Raw genomic sequence first — 18,987 nt, 5'->3', positions numbered from 1 at the left:
CACGGTCACGCCATGCGGCTGGTGACCGGCCGGTCCCGGTGCACGTGCAGCACGCTGAACGTGATCGGCTCGTCCGGCTTGCCCTGCCAGCCGACGGCGAGCCGGTGCGTCTCGCGGGTCGACGGGAACAGCATCTTGCCGGTCGCGACGACGGGCAGGCCCAGCTTCGCCGGCTGGGTGCCGCGGTTCTTCAGGTTGCCGCCGACCACGTTGATCAGCTCACCCATGGCGTCGGTGACGTCCTGGTCCGTGACCTCGTCGGGCTCCATGGCGAGCATCAGGCCGGTGATGTCGTTCGCCGCCGCCGCCGGTACGAGCACCCGCACGTGACCCTCCCAGGCGCCGGTGATCGAGACGGCGGCGGTGATCGGACGCATGTCCAGCACCGGCTCGTGATCGGTCGCCTGGGCGTCCGGCTGCTGCAGGTACGCGTCCCAGACCTCGTTGACGATCTCGACGAGATCCGTGTCGGCGAGGCCGGACTCGTTGAGCGAGGCGTCCACCATGCGCACTCCAGAGGTCTTGGAAGCTGTACCCGTCACCCGCATGGTGACAGCCGAAAGTGGCAGCCCGACGGAAACGGGAAATTCACTCCAGGACGGTCGCGGGCCGGCGGCTGCTAGGTTGCGCGGGTGGAGTTCGACGAGTCACACTGCATCGACCTCGCGGGCCGTATCAACCGCGGCGACCTGATGATCGGCATCCTGCCGCTCACGGCGGCCGAGGAGGTCGTCGCGGGGCTCAGCGCCGCCGGCCGGTCGGGCAGCGCCCGCGCCTGGACCGAGCTCGGCCACTGCTACCTCGGCGTGAGCGGTGCCGTGCTCGCCCCTGCCTTCCCCGCCGGCGGGACCACGCTGGACCAGGCCCGACAGTGCTTCGCCGAGGCCGCCGCGCTCGGCGACCGCGACGGGGCGCTGCTCTTCGCCCGTGCGTGCGCCGACGGCCCGGCCGACGCGCAGCGGACGGCCCGCGAGCACCTGCGCCCGCACGCCGCCACCGACCCCGCCGCCCGCTACCGGCTGGGGCTGCTGGAGCAGTGGCTCGGCGACCCGGCCGCCGCCGTGCCGCACCACGAGTGGGCCGCCGCGCAGGGCGACGCCGACGCCGCCTTCGAGCTGTACGTGCTGCACGCGACCGGCGAAGGCGTCCCCCGCGACGAGGACCTCGGCCGCCGCTGGCTGCTGCGCGCCGCCGACCTCGGCCAGCCACGGGCGCTGTACAACCTCGGCGCCGCGCACGCCACCGGCGACGGCTTCCCCGCCGACCTGACCCTCGCCGCCGCCTACTACCGCCGCGCCGCCGACGCCGGCAACCCCCGCGCCGCCGCCATGCTCGGCTACATGCACCTCACCGGCGAGGGCGTCCCCGAGGACGCCGCCACCGCCGCCCACTGGTTCGACACCGCCGAGGACCTGGGCCACCCCGTGGACGACTGGCTCGACCACCTCGGCCTCGACCGCCCCCACTCGTGACATGACCGACCCGGCTCCGGCTCCGGCTCCGGCTCCGGCTCCGGCGTCGGCTTCCGCTTCGGTTTCGGTTTCGGTTGCGGCTTTGGGTTCGGCGCGGCGGCCGGCGGACGTCGTCGCCGCGGCGGGTCACCACCTGGGTGGCCTGCTGACCGGCACCGGTTTCGCCTGGTCGGCCCGTCGCCGCAACCTCACCCGTACCGTCGGCGGCGTCACGCACGAGGTCTGGTTCCAGTCGTCGCCGGCGAACCGCGCAACCGGCACCATCACGGTGCAGACGGGCCTGATCCTGCACGACGCGGTCCTGACCACCTGGCGGCGGGCCAACCCCGGCCGCTGCTTGCTCCCGGACCAGGGCAGCTGGGCGATCGGTCACCCGCTCGGGTACGCGGCCGGTCGCGCCAACGGCTACGTGTACGGCGACTACCCCGACGGCGAGATCGACCTGACCGACCCCGCCCGCCGCCCCGCGGCACTCGCCACCTTCGCGGCCGTGGTGCGCGACGCGGTGCTGCCGTGGTTCGACGAGGCGGGCGACCCGGACCGGGCCGTGGTCACGGTGCCCGGCGACCGCACCAACTCGCCGTCGTCGCTGGTCGAGTGGCTGGCCGCCCGCGACCGGCCCGACCTCGTCGAGCCGTACCTGGAGCGCTGGCTGCGGAGAAACCCCACCTGGGGCGACCGCCTCCGCCTGGGCCACGAGCTCGCCGCCGCGGGCCGGCACCCGTTCCCCACCTACGGCGGGGATCTCGCGGTCTGCCTGGGCTGGTCGGCGAGCCCGGCTTCCGCCCGCAGCGGAATGGGGACACGGGGTGCGGCGGGTGGGGGCGAGGTCGCCTAGGGTCGGCGTATGGAGCACAGTTTGCGGTTCCGGCCCGAGTGGCGGCCCGACGAAGACCCGCAGCCGCCGCAGGCGCAGCACGCGCCGTGGCTCGACGAGCAGCTGTTCGGGCGGCGCATGGTGTTTCTGCGCGGGGTGATCGAGCCCGAGATGGCGGGCCGGGCGGCGGCGACGCTCCTCGCCCTCGACGCGATCGGCGCCGATCCGATCACGCTGCACCTGTCGGCGGAGGAGGGGCAGCTGGCAGCGGTGTTCACGCTCGTCGACGCGCTCGACGCCGTGCACGCCCCGGTCCACGCGACCGCCGTCGGCCAGGTCGGCGGCGCCGCCCTCGGGGTGTTCTGCGCCGCGGCGACCCGCACGGCGTTCGCGCACGCCAGGTTCCGCCTGTCGGAGCCGAAGGTCACCAGCCCGGGCGGCACCGCCGACCAGGTCGTCGCCGAGGCCGGGCGCTACCTGCGCGACCTGGAGGACCTGGTCCTGCGCATCGCCGCCGCGACCGGCCAGCCCCGCTCCCGCATCGAGGACGACCTGTCCACCGGCCGCGTCCTGTCCGCCGAGGACGCCGTCGAGTACGGCCTGATCTCCTCCATCACCTCCCGCTGACCCACCCGCCCACCCGAGGCGTGCTCGCCTCAGACACTCCATTGCGAAGTACTCTCGGGTGACGCCATCCCCGGCGTCTTCCGCCGCTGCTCCCGCGCGGCCGTTCCCGCGCTGCCCACGGCAGACGTTGGTCAATGCCCGGATTTGCGGCTTTGGCGCATCGACGCTGCGCGATCCACCCTCGTTTTAGAGATCGAAATGTAGGTGGATTGCGCAACGTCGATCCCGCCGACGGCATTGATCAACATCTGTGTGTGAAGGCTGCTCCTCGCTGCGCGGGGCGCGGGCTGGGGTTTCGGGTGTGGAGACGGGCCGTCGCTGGAACGGGGCGTTCGCTCGGTCGATGGTTGCGTGCTGCCCGCGCGGCTGGTCCCGCGTCACAAGTCCGGGTGGCTGGTCCCGCGCGGCTGGTCCCGCGTCGCAAGTCCGCGCGGCTGGTCCGTGTGCGAAGCGCGTGCGGCTGGTCCCGCGTCGCAAGTCCGCGCGGCTGGTCCCGCGCGGCTGGTCCCGCGTCGCAAGTCCGGGTGGCTGGTCCCGCGCGGCTGGTCCCGCGTCGCAAGTCCGCGCGGCTGGTCCGTGTGCGAAGCGCGTGTGGCTGGTCCCGCGCTGTCCGTTACAGACGTTGGTCAATGCCCGGCTTTGCGGCATTCGTGCTGATGGAGTGCGGCTACTGGGGGCGGCCGAGGCCGGCCTCGCGGGCGCGGACGATGGCCTCGGAACGGTCGGCGACCTGGAGCTTGGCGAAGACGTTGGAGACGTTGTTGCGGACCGTCTTCTGGGACAGGTAGAGGGTCTGGGCGATCTGGGCGTTGGAGCGGCCCGCGGCGAGGAGCTCGAGGATCTCGCGCTCGCGGGCGGTGAGCTCGGGGAAGGCCGTCGTCGCGGTCGGGGGGCCGGCGGCGAAGAACTCGGCGATGCGGCGGGCGAGGGTGGCGCCGAAGACCGCGCCGCCGGAGGCGACCGTGTCGATGGCGCGGACGATCTCCTCCTGTTCGGCGCCCTTCACGAGGTACCCGCGGGCGCCGGCCCGGACGGCGCTGAAGACCGTGCCGTCGTCCTCGGACATGGTGAGCACGACGACGCCGACGGACGGGGCCTCGGCGGAGAGGCGGCGGGTGGCCTCGATGCCGTTCAGGTCGGGCATCTGCACGTCCATGACGACGACGTCGGGGAGCAGGTCGACGGCGATGGCGACGGCCTCCGCGCCGGTGGCGGCGGTGCCGACGACGTCGATGCCGTCGACGGAGCCGAGGAGGACGGCGAGGCCGTCGCGGAAGATCGGGTGGTCGTCGGCGACCAGGACCCGGACCGGTTCATCGGCCATCGGCCACCTCCTGACGGGAAGATCCTAGAGGCAGTGTGGCGCGCACGGTCGTGCCGCCGTCCGGCGGGCACTCGATCTCGCAGTTGCCGCCGAGCTCCGAGGCGCGTTCCCGCAGCGAGATGAGCCCGACCCCGGACGGCGTGCCGGCGGCGATCCCGGCGCCGTCGTCGGTCACCGTCACCACCAACCTGTCCGAGACAACGGAAAAATCAGCGGCAACCGACGACGCCCGCGCGTGCTTCGACACGTTCGTCAAGGCCTCCGAGGCGATCCGGTAGGCGGCCACCTCCACCGCCGCGGGCAGCCCCGAGGGCAGGGCGCCCGCGACGCGGATCGCGAGGGCGGGCGTGCGGAGGCGGTCGGCGATCTGGTCGACGGCGCCGATCAGGCCCACGTCGTCGAGGGCCGGTGGGCGCAGGTCGTGCACGAGGCGGCGTACGTCGGCGAGCGCGGTCGACACGTCCTCCCGGGCCTGCCGCAGGATGCCGTCGGCCCTGGACGGCGAGGACTTCAGCAGGTTGCGGGCGGTGTCGATGCGCAGCGCCACCCCGCCGAGCGCCGGGCCGAGCCCGTCGTGCAGGTCGCGGCGCACCCGGCGGCGCTCCTCCTCGCGGGCCCCGACCAGGCGTTCCCGGCTCAGCTGCAGCTCGGCGGCCAGGTGACTGGAGCGTGCCGCGGCCGCCGCCTGCCGGACCACGTCGGCGAGGAGCCGCTCGTCGCGCGGGGAGAGGTCGGTGCGGGGTCCGCCGGCGGGCAGGATCAGTCTGCCGACGGTTTCGCCACGGTACGTGATGGGCAGCGTAGAACAGTCCGGGACCGGCTGTCCGTGCTCGGCGAGCAGGGTCGAGTCGCCGCCGCGGTGGACCTCGACGGCGACGTAGGGGGCGTTGAACGCCTCGGCGACGCTGCGCGCGACGGCGAGCAGCTGGTCCTCGGGGCTGTCGGTGCGTTCGAGCTGCTCCGCGAGGCCGGAGACGACACGGTACGGGTCGTGCCGCCGCCCGAGCACCACGCGCTGGACCAGCTGCCAGAGGCGGTGCCGCAGCGGGCCGTACACGAGCATCACGACGAGCAGCCCGGCGAGGGCCGCACCCTGCTCGCCGAGGAGGGTCGTCGCCGCGGCGAGCAGGATCGCGTCGACGGCGACGACGAGAGTGGCCAGGGCGCCGTAGAGCACGGTGCCGCCGAGGAGCCGGTCGATGTCCACGAGGCGCGGGCGCAGGATGCCGACCGCGATCGCGCCGCCGGTGACGACGATCGCCACGAACAGGCCGAGCGACAGCGCCGACTGGGGCAGCAGCAGCGCGGAGAGCATGACCAGCACGTCGACGACGCCGGCCCAGACCAGCCAGCGCATGCGGGTCTTGGCGAGGCCCTTCGCCTGCCGGTACCGGCGGAACACCACCGCGAAGGGCACCAGCAGGCTCAACGGCAGCGCCGCATAGCCGAGGCGGAGCAGGACGACCCAGACGCCGTCGGGCAGGGGGAGCGTGAGCAGGTCGATCGAGAGCTTCAGGTCCGAGGAGGGGTCGTCGCCGCCGACCTGCGCCTCGGCGATGCGGGTCGGGACGAACAGCAGCGTGACCGGCAGGACCGCGGTGAACCCGAGGCTGATGAACGAGGCCCAGCGCCAGCGTCCCTCCGGCGGACGGCCGTCCGGGTAGAAGATCAGCAGCAGCGGCAGCGAGAACAGCAGCGCCGCGCCGAGCCGTTGGTAGATCCACCAGGAGATGGTGACGCCGGGCAGCCAGGGGTCGTGGGCGGTGGCGTACGCGACCCACGACGCGAACGTGCCGTCGCTGGACCAGTGCAGGCCGGTGACGCACAGGATCCAGGCGACCGGGTTGCGCGGGACCTTGCGGGCCAGCAGCGCGCCCGGCACGGCGAGGGCCAGGCCGGCGAGGCCGGAGATCCAGCCCGCCTCGATGCCGTCGGAGGCGCGGCGCTCGGCGCCGATCGCGGCGTCCAGGACGATCGAGATGACCGTCGAGGCGAGTGCCAGCAGGACGAAGAGCCCGCCGGCGATGGTGGGGAGCCGCGTGCGCATGCGGCCATCGTGTCAGCCAGGCAGTCCCGCGGTCCCGGGGACCGGAGTCCCGTCCGGGCCGGGACACGGGAAGGGACGCCATCGGGGGCGCGCGGCCCTGCCGCCCGGGTCGCGGTGGGACGCAGGATTCTCGGCATACCCGGCGAGCCCCGCCGCCTCACATAAAGGAACCTGCCATGACGATCCGCACCGAGCCCGTCCCCGCCCGCACCGACGTCCTCACCGGCCAGCAGCCCCCCGCCGCCATCACCGTGGGTGGCGTCCGCAAGCTGGGCCTGGCCCTGACCGCCGGCACGGCGGCGTGGGCGGCCAGCATGTTCACGGTCGGCAACAACCCGACCGACTCCCTCGGCCTCACCATCACCGACGCCACCGGCGGGCTCTTCCAGCTGGGGCTGTTCGCGCTGCTCGCCGTCCAGGTCCGGACCCGCGCGACGGGCCTCACGAAGGTGGCCCGCGGCATGCTCGTGGTCGAGCACGTGCTGCTGGCGATCGCCACGCTGTGGAGCGTCCTGCACGCCGTCCCGGCGCTGCGCGACGCGGCGTGGCTCGTCCCGATGGACATCTTCTGGCCGCTGTCGATGCTCGGCATGGCCGTCATCGGCGTGAAGCTGGCGATCACCGGCCGGTGGAAGGGCGTCGTGCGGATCTGGCCGGTGGTCGCGGAGAGCTGGGCCGTCGTCACCGTCCCGGTCTTCGCCATCTTCGGCTCGCCGCTCGCGGACTACGTCGGCGGCGGCCACCTGCTCATCGGCTACATGACGCTCGGTGTCCTGCTGATGCTGCGCCCGCAGCTGACCGGCGCCCGCTGACCCCTGCCGCCGCGCCGGAGCGGCTGACCCCGATTTCCCCTACCCGCGGAAGCCCTCGCCCGTCACGGCGAGGGCTTCTCGCATGACGTCGATCAGAGCGGCGCCCTCGGTGCGGTCCGGGTATGCCTGGATCGCGACCCGCACCGACGCCATGAACGCCGCGGCCATCAGACGGGCCCGGATCGGCCCTTCGACCCCGCGGGCGACCAGCTCGGCGGTGAGGCCGTCCTCCATCGAGGTGTACGTGGTGACCTGCTGCGCCGCGAGCGCCGGGTGCCGGCGGACGAGCCGCACCTGGGCGATCCAGCGCGGGTCGCGGGCGCCGAGCACCTGGAACACCTCGACGGCGGCGGCGGTCAGCACCTGCCACGGCGCCTCGCCGGCGGGCCGGGCCCGCACCGCGTCGATGAGCACGCACATGCGGGCGTGGTCGCCGTAGAGGAACGCCTCCTCCTTGCTGGCGAAGTAGTTGGAGAACGTCCGCCTGGACACGTCGGCCGCGTCGGCGATCGCCTCGACGGTGACCCGGTCGAGGCCGTGCTCGATCGCCAGCCGGACGGCGGCCTCGTGCAGGGCCTGCCGGGTGGCGGTTTTCTTGCGTTCCCGCAGCCCGGTGCTCACGTTCCGAATGTTACCCACTTCTCACTGAGAAAACTTGCGCACTGGGCAACTTTTTCTGATGCTTGTAGAAGGCAAGTAATTGGGGAGGTGTCCATGCTGCGCGACGATCTGTACGAGCTGATGAAGGTCCTTCGCGTGCTCAAGCACCGCCGCCGGCATCCGGTCCTGCCGTCGGGCACGGTCGGGCTGCTGCAGGCGATCGACCGCTCGGACGGCGGCCGGCACCTGAAGGAGGTCGCCGCGCGGTGCGCCCTCGACCAGTCGACGACCAGCCGGGCGGTCAGCGCCGTCTCGCAGGCCGGCCTGGTCCGGCGCGTCCCCGACCCGCACGACGGGCGGGCCACCCTCCTCGAGCTCACGCCCGCCGGCCGGCAGACCCTCGCCGACGCGGTCGCCTGGTACGACGACCTGCTCGCCGGCGCGCTGCGCGACTGGAGCCCCGAAGACCTCGAGCACTTCAGCGGCTACCTGCGCCGCTTCGCGAACGACCTGCACCTGGAGGCAACACGATGAGTCACGCCAAGCCGATGTCGCATCGGCAGATTCTCGAAGCGTTGAGCGGGCTGCTGCTCGTGCTGTTCGTGGCGCTGGTGAGCTCCACCATCGTCTCCACCGCCCTGCCGAAGATCATCGGGGCGCTCAACGGCACCCAGGGCCAGTACACGTGGGTCGTCACCGCCACCCTGCTCACCGCGACCGCCTCCACCCCCATCTGGGGAAAGCTGTCCGACCTGTACAGCAAGAAGCTGCTCGTCCAGATCTCCATCGTCATCTTCGTCGTGGGCTCGATCCTGTCCGGCCTGTCGCAGAACGCCGGTGAGCTGATCGCCGCGCGCGCCTTCCAGGGCATCGGCGTGGGCGGCCTGCAGGCGCTCGTCCAGGTCGTCATCGCGGCGATGATCCCGCCGCGGGAGCGCGGCCGGTACAACGGCTACCTCGGCGGCGTGATGGCCGTCGCGACCGTCGGCGGCCCCCTGCTCGGCGGCGTCATCGTGGACACGTCGTGGCTCGGCTGGCGCTGGTGCTTCTTCGTCGGCGTGCCGATCGCCGTGATCGCGCTGTTCGTGCTGCAGAAGACCCTGCACCTGGTCACGGTCAAGCGCCCCGTCAAGATCGACTACCTGGGCGCCACGCTCATCGCCGCGGGCGTCAGCATCCTGCTCATCTGGGTCTCGTTCGTCGACGGCTCGTTCGCGTGGCTGTCGTGGCAGACCTTCGCGATGGTCGGCGCCGGACTGGTCCTTCTTGCCGCCGCGGTACTGGTGGAGGCCCGCGCGGCCGAGCCGGTCGTCCCGCTGCAGATCGTCCGGCAGCGCACCACCGCCCTGTCGATCGTCGCGAGCCTCGCCGTCGGCATGGCCATGTTCGGCGGCGCCGTCTTCCTCGGCCAGTACTTCCAGATCGGCCGCGGCTACACCCCGACCGAGGCCGGCCTGCTCACCATCCCGATGATGGCCGGCGTCCTGGGCGCCTCGATCATCGTCGGCCGGCTGATCACCCGCTCGGGCAACATCAAGCCGTACATCGTGGCCGGCACCGTCATCCTCGTGCTCGGGTTCGCCGCCCTGGCCACCATCGACCACGAGACGTCGCTCGTCTTCGTCGGCGCGGCCATGCTGCTGGTCGGCGTCGGCGTCGGTTCTTCCATGCAGAACCTCGTCCTCGCCGTGCAGAACACCGTGCCCCTGAAGGACATCGGCGCGGCGAGCTCGACGATCGCCTTCTTTCGCTCGCTCGGCGGCACCATCGGCGTCTCGGTCCTCGGCGCCGTCCTCGCCCGCCGCGTCACCGACAACATCACGCACTCCCTGGCCGCGGCGGGTGTCCCCGCCGGCTCCGGCGGCGGCGCCAGCAACCTCAACCTCGGCGCCCTCCCGCCCGCCGTGCAGCACATCGTCCGGGCCGCTTACGGCGACGCGACCGGCCACATCTTCCTCATCTCGGCCGGCATCGCGCTCATCGGCGTGGCCGCCGCGGCCCTGATGCGCCCGACCGCCCTGCGCACCACCCTGGACCTGGCCACCCCCGACCCCGCGACCACGGCTCCGGCCTCGGGTTCGGCTTCGGCTTCGGCTTCGGAGAAGGTGGCCACCCCGACGCACTGACCTGATCGCTCAGCAACCCGGTGGATCCGACGGATCCACCGGGTTGTTCGCACTTCACGCGTCAGGTCGCGGGCAGCCAGGGTTCGAGCACGGCGGGGTCGGCGACGGCGGACTGGACCGTGGTGCGTTCCTCGGCGGTGAGGGGGAGGCTTCGCAGCTGGGCGCCCCACTCCGGGATGCGGCCGGGGTCGTCGAGGGCAGTCGCCAGCTCGATGAGTGAGGCCAGGGCCACCGCGCGTTCTAGGGTGGTGGCGCCGTCGGCGTGGCGGCGGAGGCCGGAGTTCAGGGCGCGGAACGCGGCCAGGTCGTCGTGCTTGAACTCGCGCAGGATGCGGGCGTTGTCGAGGACCTTGGCCAGGCCCTGCAGGTGCTTGGCGCCGCCGTACTCCACCTCGGCCGGCTCGTCGCGCTGGATGAAGATGATCGAGTTGCCGGACGGGTCCACGACCGTGAAGCGCGACGCGCCGGGGCGGAAGCGGGTGATCCGGGGCAGACCCTTCGCGAGGACCTTGCCGTACGTGCGCCGCATCGCCTCCGTGAACGCCGCGTGGTACGGCGCGACCAGGTCGACCATCACCAGGCAGCCGCCGATGTCCTCCCGTGCCGCGTCGATGCCGCCCGGCGGCTGCTTGTAGTGCAGGCCGACCCCGCGCCACTGGAAGGCCAGGTACAGGTAGGGCCGGCGCTGCTCGTACGTCACCGCGAACCCCAGCGAACGCCAGAACGCCACGGTCTCCTCGGGGGCCACGCACGGCAGCAGCGGCACGGTGGTCTCGTTCGGCTGCACCAGTTCCTCCAGCATGGTGCGGCAGTGTGCCAGAACCCGGACGGACTCGCACATGCAAGAAATAATTGGTGAAATGCAAGAAAGTGACACCGGTAGGTTGGTGCCATGGAGCCGGTCGACATCGACACGCCCCGCGGCGCCCCCGAGGTGTTCGCGAAGCTGACCCTGGAGCGGCCCGACCTGGAGCACCGGTTCGGCCTGCGGTTCACGCCCGTGCTCAACGACATCTCGCCCACCGTCATGGCCCTCGCCAGGCTGTCGACCGGCACGGTCGTCGGCTTCGCGAAGGTCCAGCTCGACCCCTCACCAGGCATCGAGCTGGTGCAGTTCGACCGCCGCGAACCCCGCGACACGCTCACCGAGGTCCTCGATGACACCGGCCTGACCCCCGCCCAGGTCTCCTGGCTGCTACCCCCACGCGACGTCAGCTGAAGAACGGGCCGATCCGGGGATGTGCGGGTGGCACGTTTCCGGGATTTTGGGTCTGGCGGACGCCCGTACCGTTAGGTCCAACAGCGCAACACCGAGAGAACGCATCCGAGAGGACCACCCCCATGAGCGAGTACGGCGAGATCGAGACCAGCGAGGGCCACAGCGGCCTCGCGGAGGCGCACGAGGCGAGTGTCGGCGAGCAGGACTACAACTCGCAGTACGGCATCCTCGAGACCGACCACCAGAGCATCGAGCACACCGAGTACGAGAACGTCAAGCACATCGAGTACACGGACGCCGCGGGCAACCACTACGAGGTGACCGAGTACACGCGGTACGAGCACACCGAGATCGAGCAGGAGCACACCTTCGCCGCGTACGGCCAGGAGGGCTCCGCCGGGTTCGGTGCGGCCGAGATCGAGGGCGCCGAGGCTTCGGACTCGCACGTCATGTCGCTCACGGAGCGCTTCGAGAGCTTCCTCGGGAACGTCATGGACGGCCCGAACTACGAGATCTCCGACAGCAGCGCCTGACCACCCGCCGGGTGCGTCTCGACTGCGCTAGGAACGCCGGTCGGCCTTCGGGCCGGCCGGCGTTCCGCGGTTCCGGGAGACGACACCGCGGAACCGGGCGTCAGGAGTACGTGGCGATGGCCGGCAGCATCTCCGCCATCCGGTCCCACGCCACCGGCGCCGGCACCCGCACGAACACGAACTCGACCACCACACCGTCGGACGCCCACGCGCACCAGGCCTCGGGCGTGGGGAGCCCGACGGAGTCCCGGCACAGCGCGACGCCGCCGATCGTGAGCGGGCCGCGCCACACCATCTCCTCGGCCCACAGCGTGGTCTGCGCGCGGGCCGGGTCCTGCGCGGCGAGCCACGCGTCGACCGCCGCCTGCGGGCCGTCCTGCGTGAAGCGCGCGCCGACCTGCCCGGTCAGCATCACCATGTACTGAGGGTCGAGCGGATCCTCGTAGGTCGCCGAGTACGGGTCCGGGACCGGCGGGGGATCGTCCGACCGCCGCATCGTGCCCGCCCTCGCCGGTGCCTTGAGCGCCCACACCCGCGGCGGACCCGCCGGAGCGCTGCTGGGCGGCCGCGACGACAGGGACGGTGCGGCCGGCGCGGCGGGCCGGGAATAGGTGGGCGCGGTGGACCGGGGCAGCTCCGGCTTGTCGTTCAGGTAGGCGGACACACAGACGCACGCGACCAGGCTGACCAGGCCGGCAAGGACGAGGGCGATGACGGCGGGCCGCCGGGCCCCCTGGGCGGAGGACGGTGCGGGTGCCGGCTGCGGCGGTGGCCAGTACACCGGCGGCGTCGGGAACTCGTCGGCCGGCGCGCCCCGCTCGTCCGGGTCGCCCGGCGGCGGCCCGTCGGGCAGGTGCCAGCCGTGCCCGGACTCCGGTACCACCACAGCGACCCCCCGTCACCACCCTTGAACCCGCGAAGGATACGGGATCAGGGGCCCTGCGGTCGGATGCGGCGGCGGTACGGTGGCGGACATGGCGACCATGAGGACCGTCGATGCGGGGCGCGGGCGTGCTGACCTCGGGATCCTCACGGCCGGGCTCGCCGTGTCGGTCGCCGGCGACGCCGCCGCGTTCATCGCGCTGCTGCTGCGCCTCCAGCCGCAGGGCAGCGGGTGGGTCGCCGCGCTCCTCGCCGCGGAGCTGGTGCCGGTCGTGGTGCTGGCCCCGGTGGTGGGCCGGGCCGTCGACCGGCTCGAGACGCGTGCCGTGCTGATCGTCGCCCTGCTCGGCCAGGCGCTGGTCGCGGTGCCGCTCGCGCTGCTGGACGGCCCGCTGCCGACGGTGCTGCTGTTCGCGGCGCTCTCGGCGCTGGCGGCGTTCGTCCGGCCGGCGACGAGCTCGCTGGTGCCGGCCATCACCGGGCCCAGCGGGCGGGAGCGCGGGTACGCCCGGCTGTCGCTGGGCTTCGGCCTCGGCTGGATCTTCGGCCCCGCCGTCGGCGGGCTGTTCACCGGCTGGTTCGGCGTGCGGGCCGCGGTGCTCGCCGACGCGGCCACGTTCGCGCTGCTCGCCGGCGCGTGCGCGCTGCTCACCGTCCGCCGCCGCCCCGACCCCTCGGCCGCGGCCGACGACCGGTCCGGCGGGCTGCGGCTGCTGCTCGCCGACCGGGTCCTGACCGTCGCGGTCCTCGGCGTCGCGATCAGCGTCGGCGCCGCCATCGTCGACAACGTCGCGGCGCCGTTCCGGTTCGTCGACCAGCTCGGCGCCTCCTCCGCGCAGTACGGCCTCTACCTCACCGTCTGGGGCGTCGGCGTCCTCGTCGGCTCGCAGCTGCTGCCCCTGCTGCACCTCAGCCACCGGGTCGCGGTCGCCGTCGCGTGCCTCGCCATGGGCGCCGGCATCGCGGGCATCGGCCTCGCCCCCGGCCTGCTGCTCGCCTACGCCGCCGCGGCCCTCGGCGGCATCGGCAACGGCATCCTCAACGTCGCCCAGAACGCCCTGATCACCGCCCGCACCCCACCCGAACGCCACGGCCGCCTCTTCGCCACCGTCAGCGCCGTCAACCAGACCGCGATCGGCGGCGGCACCGCGGCCGCGGCCCCGCTGGTCACCTGGCTCGGCGGCGGCGGCGCCCTCATCACCGCCGGCCTGACCACGATGGCCGCCGCCGCGGCCCTCCTCCTCGTCACCACCGGCGCCACCGAGCCCACCGAGCCCGACAAGCCCGGCGAGCCCGCCGCCGGCGCCAAGGAGCCCAGCAGCGAGCAGGCGCCCGCCTGAACACCTCCGCGGAGGGGTGGATCAAGGTGGGTGATACCGGGCAGGGGTGTCGGGTGGGTGACAGGTCAGCGCAAGTGTTCGCCAAGTCCGCGCCAAGTGGCGGACTGCATGCTCTTCTCAGCGGCAACCGAAAGGGTCCCAACCCCCCGGGACCCTCGCACGGACTAGCTCGAAGGCCCCCCTTCGATACACATATATCGCTGGACCGGTAGAGCGGCGCTCCTCCCTCGCGCCGCTCTACCAAGCATTCCGGCGGGGGTTCAGCCGGTGAAGAGCAGCAGCAGGCCCGCGACGGTGTAGGTGACCATCAACCCCAGCAGCGGCACCTGGCCGGTCATGGCCTGGGCGCGGGGGAAGACCTTCAGGGCCCGGTCGTGGGCGAGGACGGTGCCGACGAGGTGGCCGAGGATGATCGCGGTGATCTGGACGTTGGCGACGCCCGTCGGGGTGATCACGCCGGTCCACGGGTCGAAGTCCGGCCGGTCGAACAGGAGCGCGACGGTGCGCTGGCCCTCCAGGACGAACAGCGAGTAGTAGTGCGCCACGACGTAGCCGACGACGATCGGCACGATCGAGTGGGCCAGCTCGCCCGGCATGCGCTCCGCCGACGTGTGGCCGCGCCGGCCCGAGGTGCGGGTCGCCACGGTGTACGCGAGCGCCACCGCACCGATGACCGCCAGCAGGCCGAGGGTGCCGGTGACGGGGGCGGGCAGCCCGTTCTCCTGGGTGAACCGCAGCCAGAAGAGCGCGCCGGACATCGCGTCGTAGAAGGTGGCGCCGAGCAGCACGACCGCGACGGCGACGAGCCCGGGCGCGGGGCGCAGGCCGGCGATGCCGTCGAGGGGGTTGCGCCAGGCGAGCGTGCCGTCGGGGCGGCGGCCGATGACGGCGAGCCGGCCGGCGAGGTCGCTGAGCACCTCGAACGCGTCGCCGCGGGTGTGCCAGTCGGGGCCGTAGACGAAGGCGCCGGCGAGCATGGCCACGGCGTACACGGCCAGCCAGGTGCCGATGACGGGCAGGGTCGCCCGGTCGGGGGCGACGAGCTCCAGCCACGCGAACGCGAAGAGCCCCGCGGCCGCGGGCCAGTAGCCGACGCCCTCGGGCAGCGGGCGGCGGGGCTTGAAGCCCAGCGACAGCGTGCGCAGCGGGTTCAGGGCCCGCCAGACGGGGCCGAGCAGGAGCGACAGCGGCACCAGCCCGACCCAGAACAGCACGTACACGATGCCGGCCGCCGGGTTGTCGGCCGTGTCGGGCAGCGTGAACGTCCACGCCAGGACGGCCAGCAGCAGGATGCCCACGAGCCGGGGGATGACGGCGGGCACCGGGACGGTCCGGACGGGGCGGCCGGCGGCGGGGTCGAGCCGCGGGGCGCGCCACGCGACGCCGAGCACCACGAACGACACGATCAGCGCGGCGGCGGCACCGACGAGCAGCTGGCCCAGCGTGAGCGGCAGGTCCTGGCGGCCGCCGACACCGTGGGCCAGGGCCGGCGCGAGGTCCGTGTTCAACGGACCACGAGCTGGAAGAGCACCAGGTGCGACGCGTGCGTCTCCACCTCGAACAGCCCGGTCCGGTCGACCCGCAGCTCGAGCGACGCGGGCGCCCCGGCCGGCAGCGTCAGGCTCTTGTCGTAGCCGTGGACGTGCAGCTCGTCGGCGACGTCGGAGGTGACGGTGATCCGCACCAGGTTGCCCTTGGTGACCTCGACCCGGCCGGTCGGCGGCGTCACCTTCTTCTTCGCGACGGTGACGACGATCTCCTTGTCGAAGGTCGCGATTGGCGACGGCGGTGCCGAGGAGGTTCCCGCGGTCGGTGACGGCGCGTCGGTACCGGCGGCGGCGGCCGTCGCGGTCGTGGTGGACGGCGCCGGCGCAGGTGTTGCAGGGTCGGCGGAGCACCCCGTGAGGGCCAGGACGAGTGCGGCGGCGAGGACGGTGGCACGAGCTGCAGGCACGAAAAGGCTCCCGAGGTGACGGGGGGTTTGTCAGGGCTGTGAATTTAGCGTCTTGTCGCTCATGGGGGAACCCGGCATCATGTGCCGATGCGATCGGTCCGTGTCGGTGCGTCGAAGATCGCGGTGCTGGCGCTCGTCGCCGTGCTCGGCGTCGTGCTGCCCGCACATCCTGCCTCAGCCCACGGCCAGCTGGCCATGTCCGACCCGGTGCAGGACAGCACCGTCGACAAGCCGCGCGCCGAGGTGGCGCTGTACTTCACCGAGCAGCCGGCCTCGTTCGCCTGGTTCACGGTCACCGCGCCGTCCGGGCTGCGGGTCGAGGGCGGCTGGCGGACCGGGGAGCCGAAGCGCCTGGACAAGCCCGTCCAGGAGTACTTCATGGTCGACGGGAAGTTCGAGCCCAGGTCGTACAACACCGGCTTCCCGGCACTCGTCCCGGTGTCGCACTGGCCTGAGCAGGGCCTCTACACGGCCGCCTACCAGACGGTCGCCTCCGACGGGGAGGCCGTGAAGGGGCAGCTGCGGTTCACCTACAGCGGCCCGGTGACGCCGGCGCCGGCGGGCTGGACCGCGCCGACCGCCGGCCCGTCCGAGGCGCTGACCCGGGCGCTCAACAAGGAGGGCGCCCCACCGGCGACGGTCGGGCCGACCCAGGGCCCGCAGCAGGCACAGCCGCCGGTGTCGGCGCCGGCGCCGGTGAAGACGCCGTTCGTGCTCACCGACTGGCTGATCCCGGCGCTGCTCATCGTGGGCGTCGGCCTCATGATCGGGCTCGCCGCCCGGCGCGCGCCGGTGCAGCCGGAGAAGAAACGCCGCAAGGCCGCCCTCCGCTGAGGAGGACGGCCGCGACGGCACCGGTCAGCCGGTGGTGGTCCCGCAGGTCGCCTGGATCTGCGCGGTGAGCCGCTCGGCGAAGGCCGGGTCGGCGACGACCCGCTGCTGGTACTGCTCGACCTGCGCGTCGGCCAGCCCCGTGTACAGGGGTTTGCTGGCGTACGCGGCGGCCATCGCCGCCGGGTCCGTGTAGACCCGCGACTGGACCGAGCACAGGTGCGCCGCGGTCGTGTCCAGGAAGATCGTCTCCATCCGTTCGGGTGTCAACGACGCGCTGGCGGACGGTCCGGCCGCCGACGGTGCGGAGATCTTCGCCGGGGTCTTCGAGCCCTCGTCGCCGCAGCCCGCCAGGCCGGCGGTGACCGCGAGGGCGGCGATGGTGAGCAGCACACGCGAGCGGATCATGTCAGCGTCCTCCTCAGACGACGACCAGCGTGAGGTCGTTGGTGTCGGTGATGCCGCCGTACGTCTGCTTGACCGTCAGCTTGTAGGTGCCCACCGCCACGTTCGTGGCGTCGAACTTCACGGCGGCGAAGTCGTCGGTGCCGACGGCCAGCGCCGCGGCCTGGTTGGGCTGGGTGTACGCGCGCTCCTGCGGGTAGCTCACGACCAGGCCGGTCGGGCCGCCGGAGACGGTGATGCGCAGGTCGTCGACGCCGCCCTTGCGCGCCTGGAACACCAGCTGCGACCAGACCGGGGTCTTCTTCGGCACCGTCACCGTCGACGTCTTCTGGGTGACGGCGTCCCCGGTGACCGACACGACCGGCAGGGTCGCGACCTGCGATCCGGTGCGCTTCGTGCCGGTGCAGGTGGTCGCGCCGTCGGCCTTCTCGGTGTACGAGTAGTTCAGCGTCACCGGGTTCAGCGACACGAGCTTGTTCGTGGCGACGCTGATGTTGAACGCGATGTAGTCCACGCGCCCGGCCGCGAGCGAGTCACCCTTCGACAGTGACGAGTAGCTCTGCGTGTTCGACGGGTACGTGATGGTGAGACCCGGCCCCGATGCGGTGACCCGCACGTCGCAGACGTCGCCGGCGGCGCCCCACAGGGTGCCCACCCAGCCCGACTGCCCCGGCAGCATCGGCGCGAGCAGCGGCACCACCAGGCCCAGGTCCGGGGTCGCGGCGCTGGCCGGCGCCGCGGCGGGAAGGATGGCGGCCGCGCCGGCGGCGCAAGCTAGGGCGATCGAGGCTGAACGGCGCATCGGAGAGGTCCTTCTCTGTTGATGATGGCTGCCTGTGACGAATTCCAGATCGGCCGGGCCGGCGGCCGGTTGAGCTAGCCGGTGAGCGCTATCCAGGTGTCGTACTGGTGCACCGCGATTCCCTCGAACGCGGCGTAGCGCTGCGCGGCCCGGTCGACGTCGCTGAGCGTGGCCCGCATGGCGCTGTCCGTGCCGCCGTGGAACGTGCAGTACGCGCAGTCACCGAGCGCCTGCGTCTCCGCGCCCAGCCGGGCCGGTTTCGCCGCCTTCCCGGCCCGCCGCAGCAGGTCGTCGGCGACGCCGAGCATCGAGTTGCCGCCGGTCGCGGTGTTGCGGTAGCTCATCACCGTGACGCCGTCGACCCGGGCGAGCACGGCGTCGGCCAGGTTCTCCCCGCCGGCCTGGACCGTCGGCAGCCAGAAGGGCACGTCGAGCTCGACCGGCGGGCCGATCAGCGCCAGCTGGTCCAGCAGCCGCAGCAGCTGCGGTACGAGCGCCGCCTGCCGCTCCTCCCAGGCCGGCAGCAGGTAGGGCTCGACGTCGACGTGCAGCCCCCGGAACAGGCCGGACGCCGCGGCGGCCCGCGCCCAGGCGAGCGCGGTCGCGTGGTCGGTCGTCCAGGCCGGCTCGCCGCCGAGCGCGTCGAGGACGATCCCGGCGTCGTCGCACAGCGCACGCAACCGGGTCAGCTCCGTCACGTCGGCGCGCGGGTCGTAGTACGCGAAGATGGTCGTCACCGAGCGTGCCTTCGCCCAGTCGACGACGGCCTCCGGCTTCTCCCGCTCCCACAGCCACATGGCCCGGGTGCCCGGCGGCGCCACGCTCGTCTCCGGCGCCAGGGGTGGCAGGCGCGGCCGTACCGACGCGATGAGCAGACCCATGGTCAGCACGACGCACAGGACGGCGTGCACGACGCTCCTCCACATGTCATCTGTTCGGCCGGTCGTGCCCGGCCCGAAGGATTTGGGTCACGTTGACGTCACTGGGAGCCGTGGGACACGATGAACCCCGAGCGGTCATAGGGAGGAACCCAGTGCGAATCTGGGACGGTCCCGCCACTGTGACCGGGGAGCCACCCTCCAGCGCAAGGGCCACGGCCGCAAGCCGGAAGGTCGGGGGATGGCGGCGATCCGGGAGTCAGGAGACTCCAGCCGCTCGTGCTCCATGACCCAGCGGGCGCGGACCCGCTCGAGGAG

At 72.8% G+C, this 18,987-nt stretch carries 21 protein-coding genes and 1 riboswitch; of the genes, 10 read left to right on the top strand and 11 right to left on the bottom strand.

The features are described 5' to 3' along the window. Positions 1-5: 5 nt before the first annotated feature. Positions 6-506, bottom strand: coding sequence for a chemotaxis protein CheX (locus AB0J72_RS14245; RefSeq protein WP_363398620.1), 501 nt, complete (start codon positions 504-506; stop codon positions 6-8). Between the two features lie 126 nt (positions 507-632). Between AB0J72_RS14245 and AB0J72_RS14240 the strand changes: the two genes are divergently transcribed. The 3 genes from AB0J72_RS14240 (at position 633) to AB0J72_RS14230 (ending at position 2,916) form a co-directional block, all read left to right on the top strand. Then, the gene (locus tag AB0J72_RS14240; RefSeq protein ID WP_363398618.1) at positions 633-1,472 is read left to right on the top strand and encodes a tetratricopeptide repeat protein; all 840 of its coding nucleotides are present in this window, start codon (positions 633-635) and stop codon (positions 1,470-1,472) included. Positions 1,473-1,554: 82 nt separating this feature from the next. Further along, positions 1,555-2,310, top strand: a complete 756-nt coding sequence (locus AB0J72_RS14235) for a hypothetical protein (RefSeq protein WP_363398616.1) — start codon at positions 1,555-1,557, stop codon at positions 2,308-2,310. Positions 2,311-2,319: 9 nt separating this feature from the next. Then, positions 2,320-2,916 carry an ATP-dependent Clp protease proteolytic subunit gene (locus tag AB0J72_RS14230; RefSeq protein WP_344502520.1) on the top strand — a complete coding sequence of 199 codons (597 nt, stop codon included), beginning with the start codon at positions 2,320-2,322 and terminating at the stop codon, positions 2,914-2,916. 667 nt (positions 2,917-3,583) lie between these two features. On the opposite strand, the gene AB0J72_RS14225 is transcribed toward AB0J72_RS14230, so the two are convergent. Further along, positions 3,584-4,240 carry a response regulator transcription factor gene (locus AB0J72_RS14225; protein ID WP_363398614.1) on the bottom strand — a complete coding sequence of 219 codons (657 nt, stop codon included), beginning with the start codon at positions 4,238-4,240 and terminating at the stop codon, positions 3,584-3,586. Next, the gene (locus tag AB0J72_RS14220; RefSeq protein ID WP_363398612.1) at positions 4,230-6,287 is read right to left on the bottom strand and encodes a sensor histidine kinase; all 2,058 of its coding nucleotides are present in this window, start codon (positions 6,285-6,287) and stop codon (positions 4,230-4,232) included. The genes AB0J72_RS14225 and AB0J72_RS14220 overlap by 11 nt, the downstream gene beginning before the upstream one ends. A gap of 176 nt (positions 6,288-6,463) precedes the next feature. On the opposite strand from AB0J72_RS14220, the gene AB0J72_RS14215 reads away from it, so the two are divergent. Continuing rightward, on the top strand, positions 6,464-7,099 hold the full coding sequence (locus tag AB0J72_RS14215; protein ID WP_363398610.1) for a hypothetical protein: 636 nt from the start codon (positions 6,464-6,466) through the stop codon (positions 7,097-7,099). A gap of 39 nt (positions 7,100-7,138) precedes the next feature. On the opposite strand, the gene AB0J72_RS14210 is transcribed toward AB0J72_RS14215, so the two are convergent. Then, positions 7,139-7,720 carry a TetR family transcriptional regulator gene (locus AB0J72_RS14210; RefSeq protein WP_363398608.1) on the bottom strand — a complete coding sequence of 194 codons (582 nt, stop codon included), beginning with the start codon at positions 7,718-7,720 and terminating at the stop codon, positions 7,139-7,141. A 93-nt stretch (positions 7,721-7,813) separates the two neighbouring features. Here AB0J72_RS14210 and AB0J72_RS14205 point away from each other — a divergent pair, with 93 nt between their 5' ends. Both AB0J72_RS14205 and AB0J72_RS14200 read left to right on the top strand, forming a co-directional pair. Continuing rightward, positions 7,814-8,233, top strand: a complete 420-nt coding sequence (locus AB0J72_RS14205; RefSeq protein ID WP_360561799.1) for a MarR family winged helix-turn-helix transcriptional regulator — start codon at positions 7,814-7,816, stop codon at positions 8,231-8,233. A 14-nt stretch (positions 8,234-8,247) separates the two neighbouring features. After that, positions 8,248-9,825 carry an MDR family MFS transporter gene (locus AB0J72_RS14200; protein ID WP_363398605.1) on the top strand — a complete coding sequence of 526 codons (1,578 nt, stop codon included), beginning with the start codon at positions 8,248-8,250 and terminating at the stop codon, positions 9,823-9,825. A gap of 61 nt (positions 9,826-9,886) precedes the next feature. Here AB0J72_RS14200 and AB0J72_RS14195 read toward each other — a convergent pair whose 3' ends face one another. Next, a complete protein-coding gene (locus tag AB0J72_RS14195) occupies positions 9,887-10,627 on the bottom strand; it encodes a glyoxalase (RefSeq protein WP_363398603.1) in 741 nt (246 codons plus the stop codon). A 90-nt stretch (positions 10,628-10,717) separates the two neighbouring features. On the opposite strand from AB0J72_RS14195, the gene AB0J72_RS14190 reads away from it, so the two are divergent. Both AB0J72_RS14190 and AB0J72_RS14185 read left to right on the top strand, forming a co-directional pair. Then, the gene (locus tag AB0J72_RS14190; RefSeq protein ID WP_363398601.1) at positions 10,718-11,044 is read left to right on the top strand and encodes a hypothetical protein; all 327 of its coding nucleotides are present in this window, start codon (positions 10,718-10,720) and stop codon (positions 11,042-11,044) included. A gap of 122 nt (positions 11,045-11,166) precedes the next feature. Beyond that, positions 11,167-11,577: a hypothetical protein gene (locus tag AB0J72_RS14185; protein WP_363398599.1), complete on the top strand. Its 411-nt coding sequence runs from the start codon at positions 11,167-11,169 to the stop codon at positions 11,575-11,577. A gap of 100 nt (positions 11,578-11,677) precedes the next feature. Here AB0J72_RS14185 and AB0J72_RS14180 read toward each other — a convergent pair whose 3' ends face one another. Further along, positions 11,678-12,463 carry a hypothetical protein gene (locus AB0J72_RS14180; protein WP_363398597.1) on the bottom strand — a complete coding sequence of 262 codons (786 nt, stop codon included), beginning with the start codon at positions 12,461-12,463 and terminating at the stop codon, positions 11,678-11,680. A gap of 88 nt (positions 12,464-12,551) precedes the next feature. On the opposite strand from AB0J72_RS14180, the gene AB0J72_RS14175 reads away from it, so the two are divergent. Continuing rightward, entirely contained in the window at positions 12,552-13,799 is a 1,248-nt protein-coding gene (locus AB0J72_RS14175) for an MFS transporter (protein WP_363398595.1), read from the top strand. 260 nt (positions 13,800-14,059) lie between these two features. On the opposite strand, the gene AB0J72_RS14170 is transcribed toward AB0J72_RS14175, so the two are convergent. Together AB0J72_RS14170 and AB0J72_RS14165 are read right to left on the bottom strand one after the other, a co-directional pair. After that, positions 14,060-15,307 carry a hypothetical protein gene (locus tag AB0J72_RS14170; RefSeq protein ID WP_363398593.1) on the bottom strand — a complete coding sequence of 416 codons (1,248 nt, stop codon included), beginning with the start codon at positions 15,305-15,307 and terminating at the stop codon, positions 14,060-14,062. Further along, positions 15,304-15,753 carry a hypothetical protein gene (locus tag AB0J72_RS14165; protein WP_363398591.1) on the bottom strand — a complete coding sequence of 150 codons (450 nt, stop codon included), beginning with the start codon at positions 15,751-15,753 and terminating at the stop codon, positions 15,304-15,306. The genes AB0J72_RS14170 and AB0J72_RS14165 overlap by 4 nt, the downstream gene beginning before the upstream one ends. A gap of 87 nt (positions 15,754-15,840) precedes the next feature. On the opposite strand from AB0J72_RS14165, the gene AB0J72_RS14160 reads away from it, so the two are divergent. Further along, positions 15,841-16,587, top strand: a complete 747-nt coding sequence (locus AB0J72_RS14160; protein ID WP_363398589.1) for a copper resistance protein CopC — start codon at positions 15,841-15,843, stop codon at positions 16,585-16,587. 24 nt (positions 16,588-16,611) lie between these two features. On the opposite strand, the gene AB0J72_RS14155 is transcribed toward AB0J72_RS14160, so the two are convergent. The 3 genes from AB0J72_RS14155 to AB0J72_RS14145 all read right to left on the bottom strand — a co-directional run bounded on the left by AB0J72_RS14155 (position 16,612) and on the right by AB0J72_RS14145 (position 18,702). Beyond that, on the bottom strand, positions 16,612-16,992 hold the full coding sequence (locus AB0J72_RS14155) for a hypothetical protein (protein WP_363398587.1): 381 nt from the start codon (positions 16,990-16,992) through the stop codon (positions 16,612-16,614). Positions 16,993-17,005: 13 nt separating this feature from the next. Further along, positions 17,006-17,791 (bottom strand): hypothetical protein, encoded by a 786-nt coding sequence (locus AB0J72_RS14150; protein ID WP_363398585.1) that lies wholly within the window; start codon positions 17,789-17,791, stop codon positions 17,006-17,008. A 74-nt stretch (positions 17,792-17,865) separates the two neighbouring features. Then, a complete protein-coding gene (locus tag AB0J72_RS14145) occupies positions 17,866-18,702 on the bottom strand; it encodes a hypothetical protein (RefSeq protein ID WP_363398583.1) in 837 nt (278 codons plus the stop codon). Positions 18,703-18,764: 62 nt separating this feature from the next. Further along, positions 18,765-18,958, top strand: a riboswitch (cobalamin riboswitch). Positions 18,959-18,987 lie beyond the last annotated feature (29 nt).

Origin of the sequence: Dactylosporangium sp. NPDC049742 (assembly GCF_040674675.1) — a bacterium.
Lineage (GTDB): Bacteria > Actinomycetota > Actinomycetes > Mycobacteriales > Micromonosporaceae > Dactylosporangium > Dactylosporangium maewongense.
The sequence above is the reverse complement of the archived record's forward strand: the minus strand, read 5'-3'. Positions and strand labels throughout refer to the sequence as shown.

Coding starts and splice junctions, on each gene's coding strand:
- AB0J72_RS14245 (WP_363398620.1), bottom strand. CDS start 506: ATGGTGGACGCCTCGCTCAACGAGTCCGGCCTCGCCGACACGGATCTC.
- AB0J72_RS14230 (WP_344502520.1), top strand. CDS start 2,320: ATGGAGCACAGTTTGCGGTTCCGGCCCGAGTGGCGGCCCGACGAAGAC.
- AB0J72_RS14225 (WP_363398614.1), bottom strand. CDS start 4,240: ATGGCCGATGAACCGGTCCGGGTCCTGGTCGCCGACGACCACCCGATC.
- AB0J72_RS14220 (WP_363398612.1), bottom strand. CDS start 6,287: ATGCGCACGCGGCTCCCCACCATCGCCGGCGGGCTCTTCGTCCTGCTG.
- AB0J72_RS14215 (WP_363398610.1), top strand. CDS start 6,464: ATGACGATCCGCACCGAGCCCGTCCCCGCCCGCACCGACGTCCTCACC.
- AB0J72_RS14205 (WP_360561799.1), top strand. CDS start 7,814: ATGCTGCGCGACGATCTGTACGAGCTGATGAAGGTCCTTCGCGTGCTC.
- AB0J72_RS14200 (WP_363398605.1), top strand. CDS start 8,248: ATGTCGCATCGGCAGATTCTCGAAGCGTTGAGCGGGCTGCTGCTCGTG.
- AB0J72_RS14195 (WP_363398603.1), bottom strand. CDS start 10,627: ATGCTGGAGGAACTGGTGCAGCCGAACGAGACCACCGTGCCGCTGCTG.
- AB0J72_RS14190 (WP_363398601.1), top strand. CDS start 10,718: ATGGAGCCGGTCGACATCGACACGCCCCGCGGCGCCCCCGAGGTGTTC.
- AB0J72_RS14185 (WP_363398599.1), top strand. CDS start 11,167: ATGAGCGAGTACGGCGAGATCGAGACCAGCGAGGGCCACAGCGGCCTC.
- AB0J72_RS14175 (WP_363398595.1), top strand. CDS start 12,552: ATGGCGACCATGAGGACCGTCGATGCGGGGCGCGGGCGTGCTGACCTC.
- AB0J72_RS14160 (WP_363398589.1), top strand. CDS start 15,841: ATGCGATCGGTCCGTGTCGGTGCGTCGAAGATCGCGGTGCTGGCGCTC.
- AB0J72_RS14155 (WP_363398587.1), bottom strand. CDS start 16,992: ATGATCCGCTCGCGTGTGCTGCTCACCATCGCCGCCCTCGCGGTCACC.
- AB0J72_RS14150 (WP_363398585.1), bottom strand. CDS start 17,791: ATGCGCCGTTCAGCCTCGATCGCCCTAGCTTGCGCCGCCGGCGCGGCC.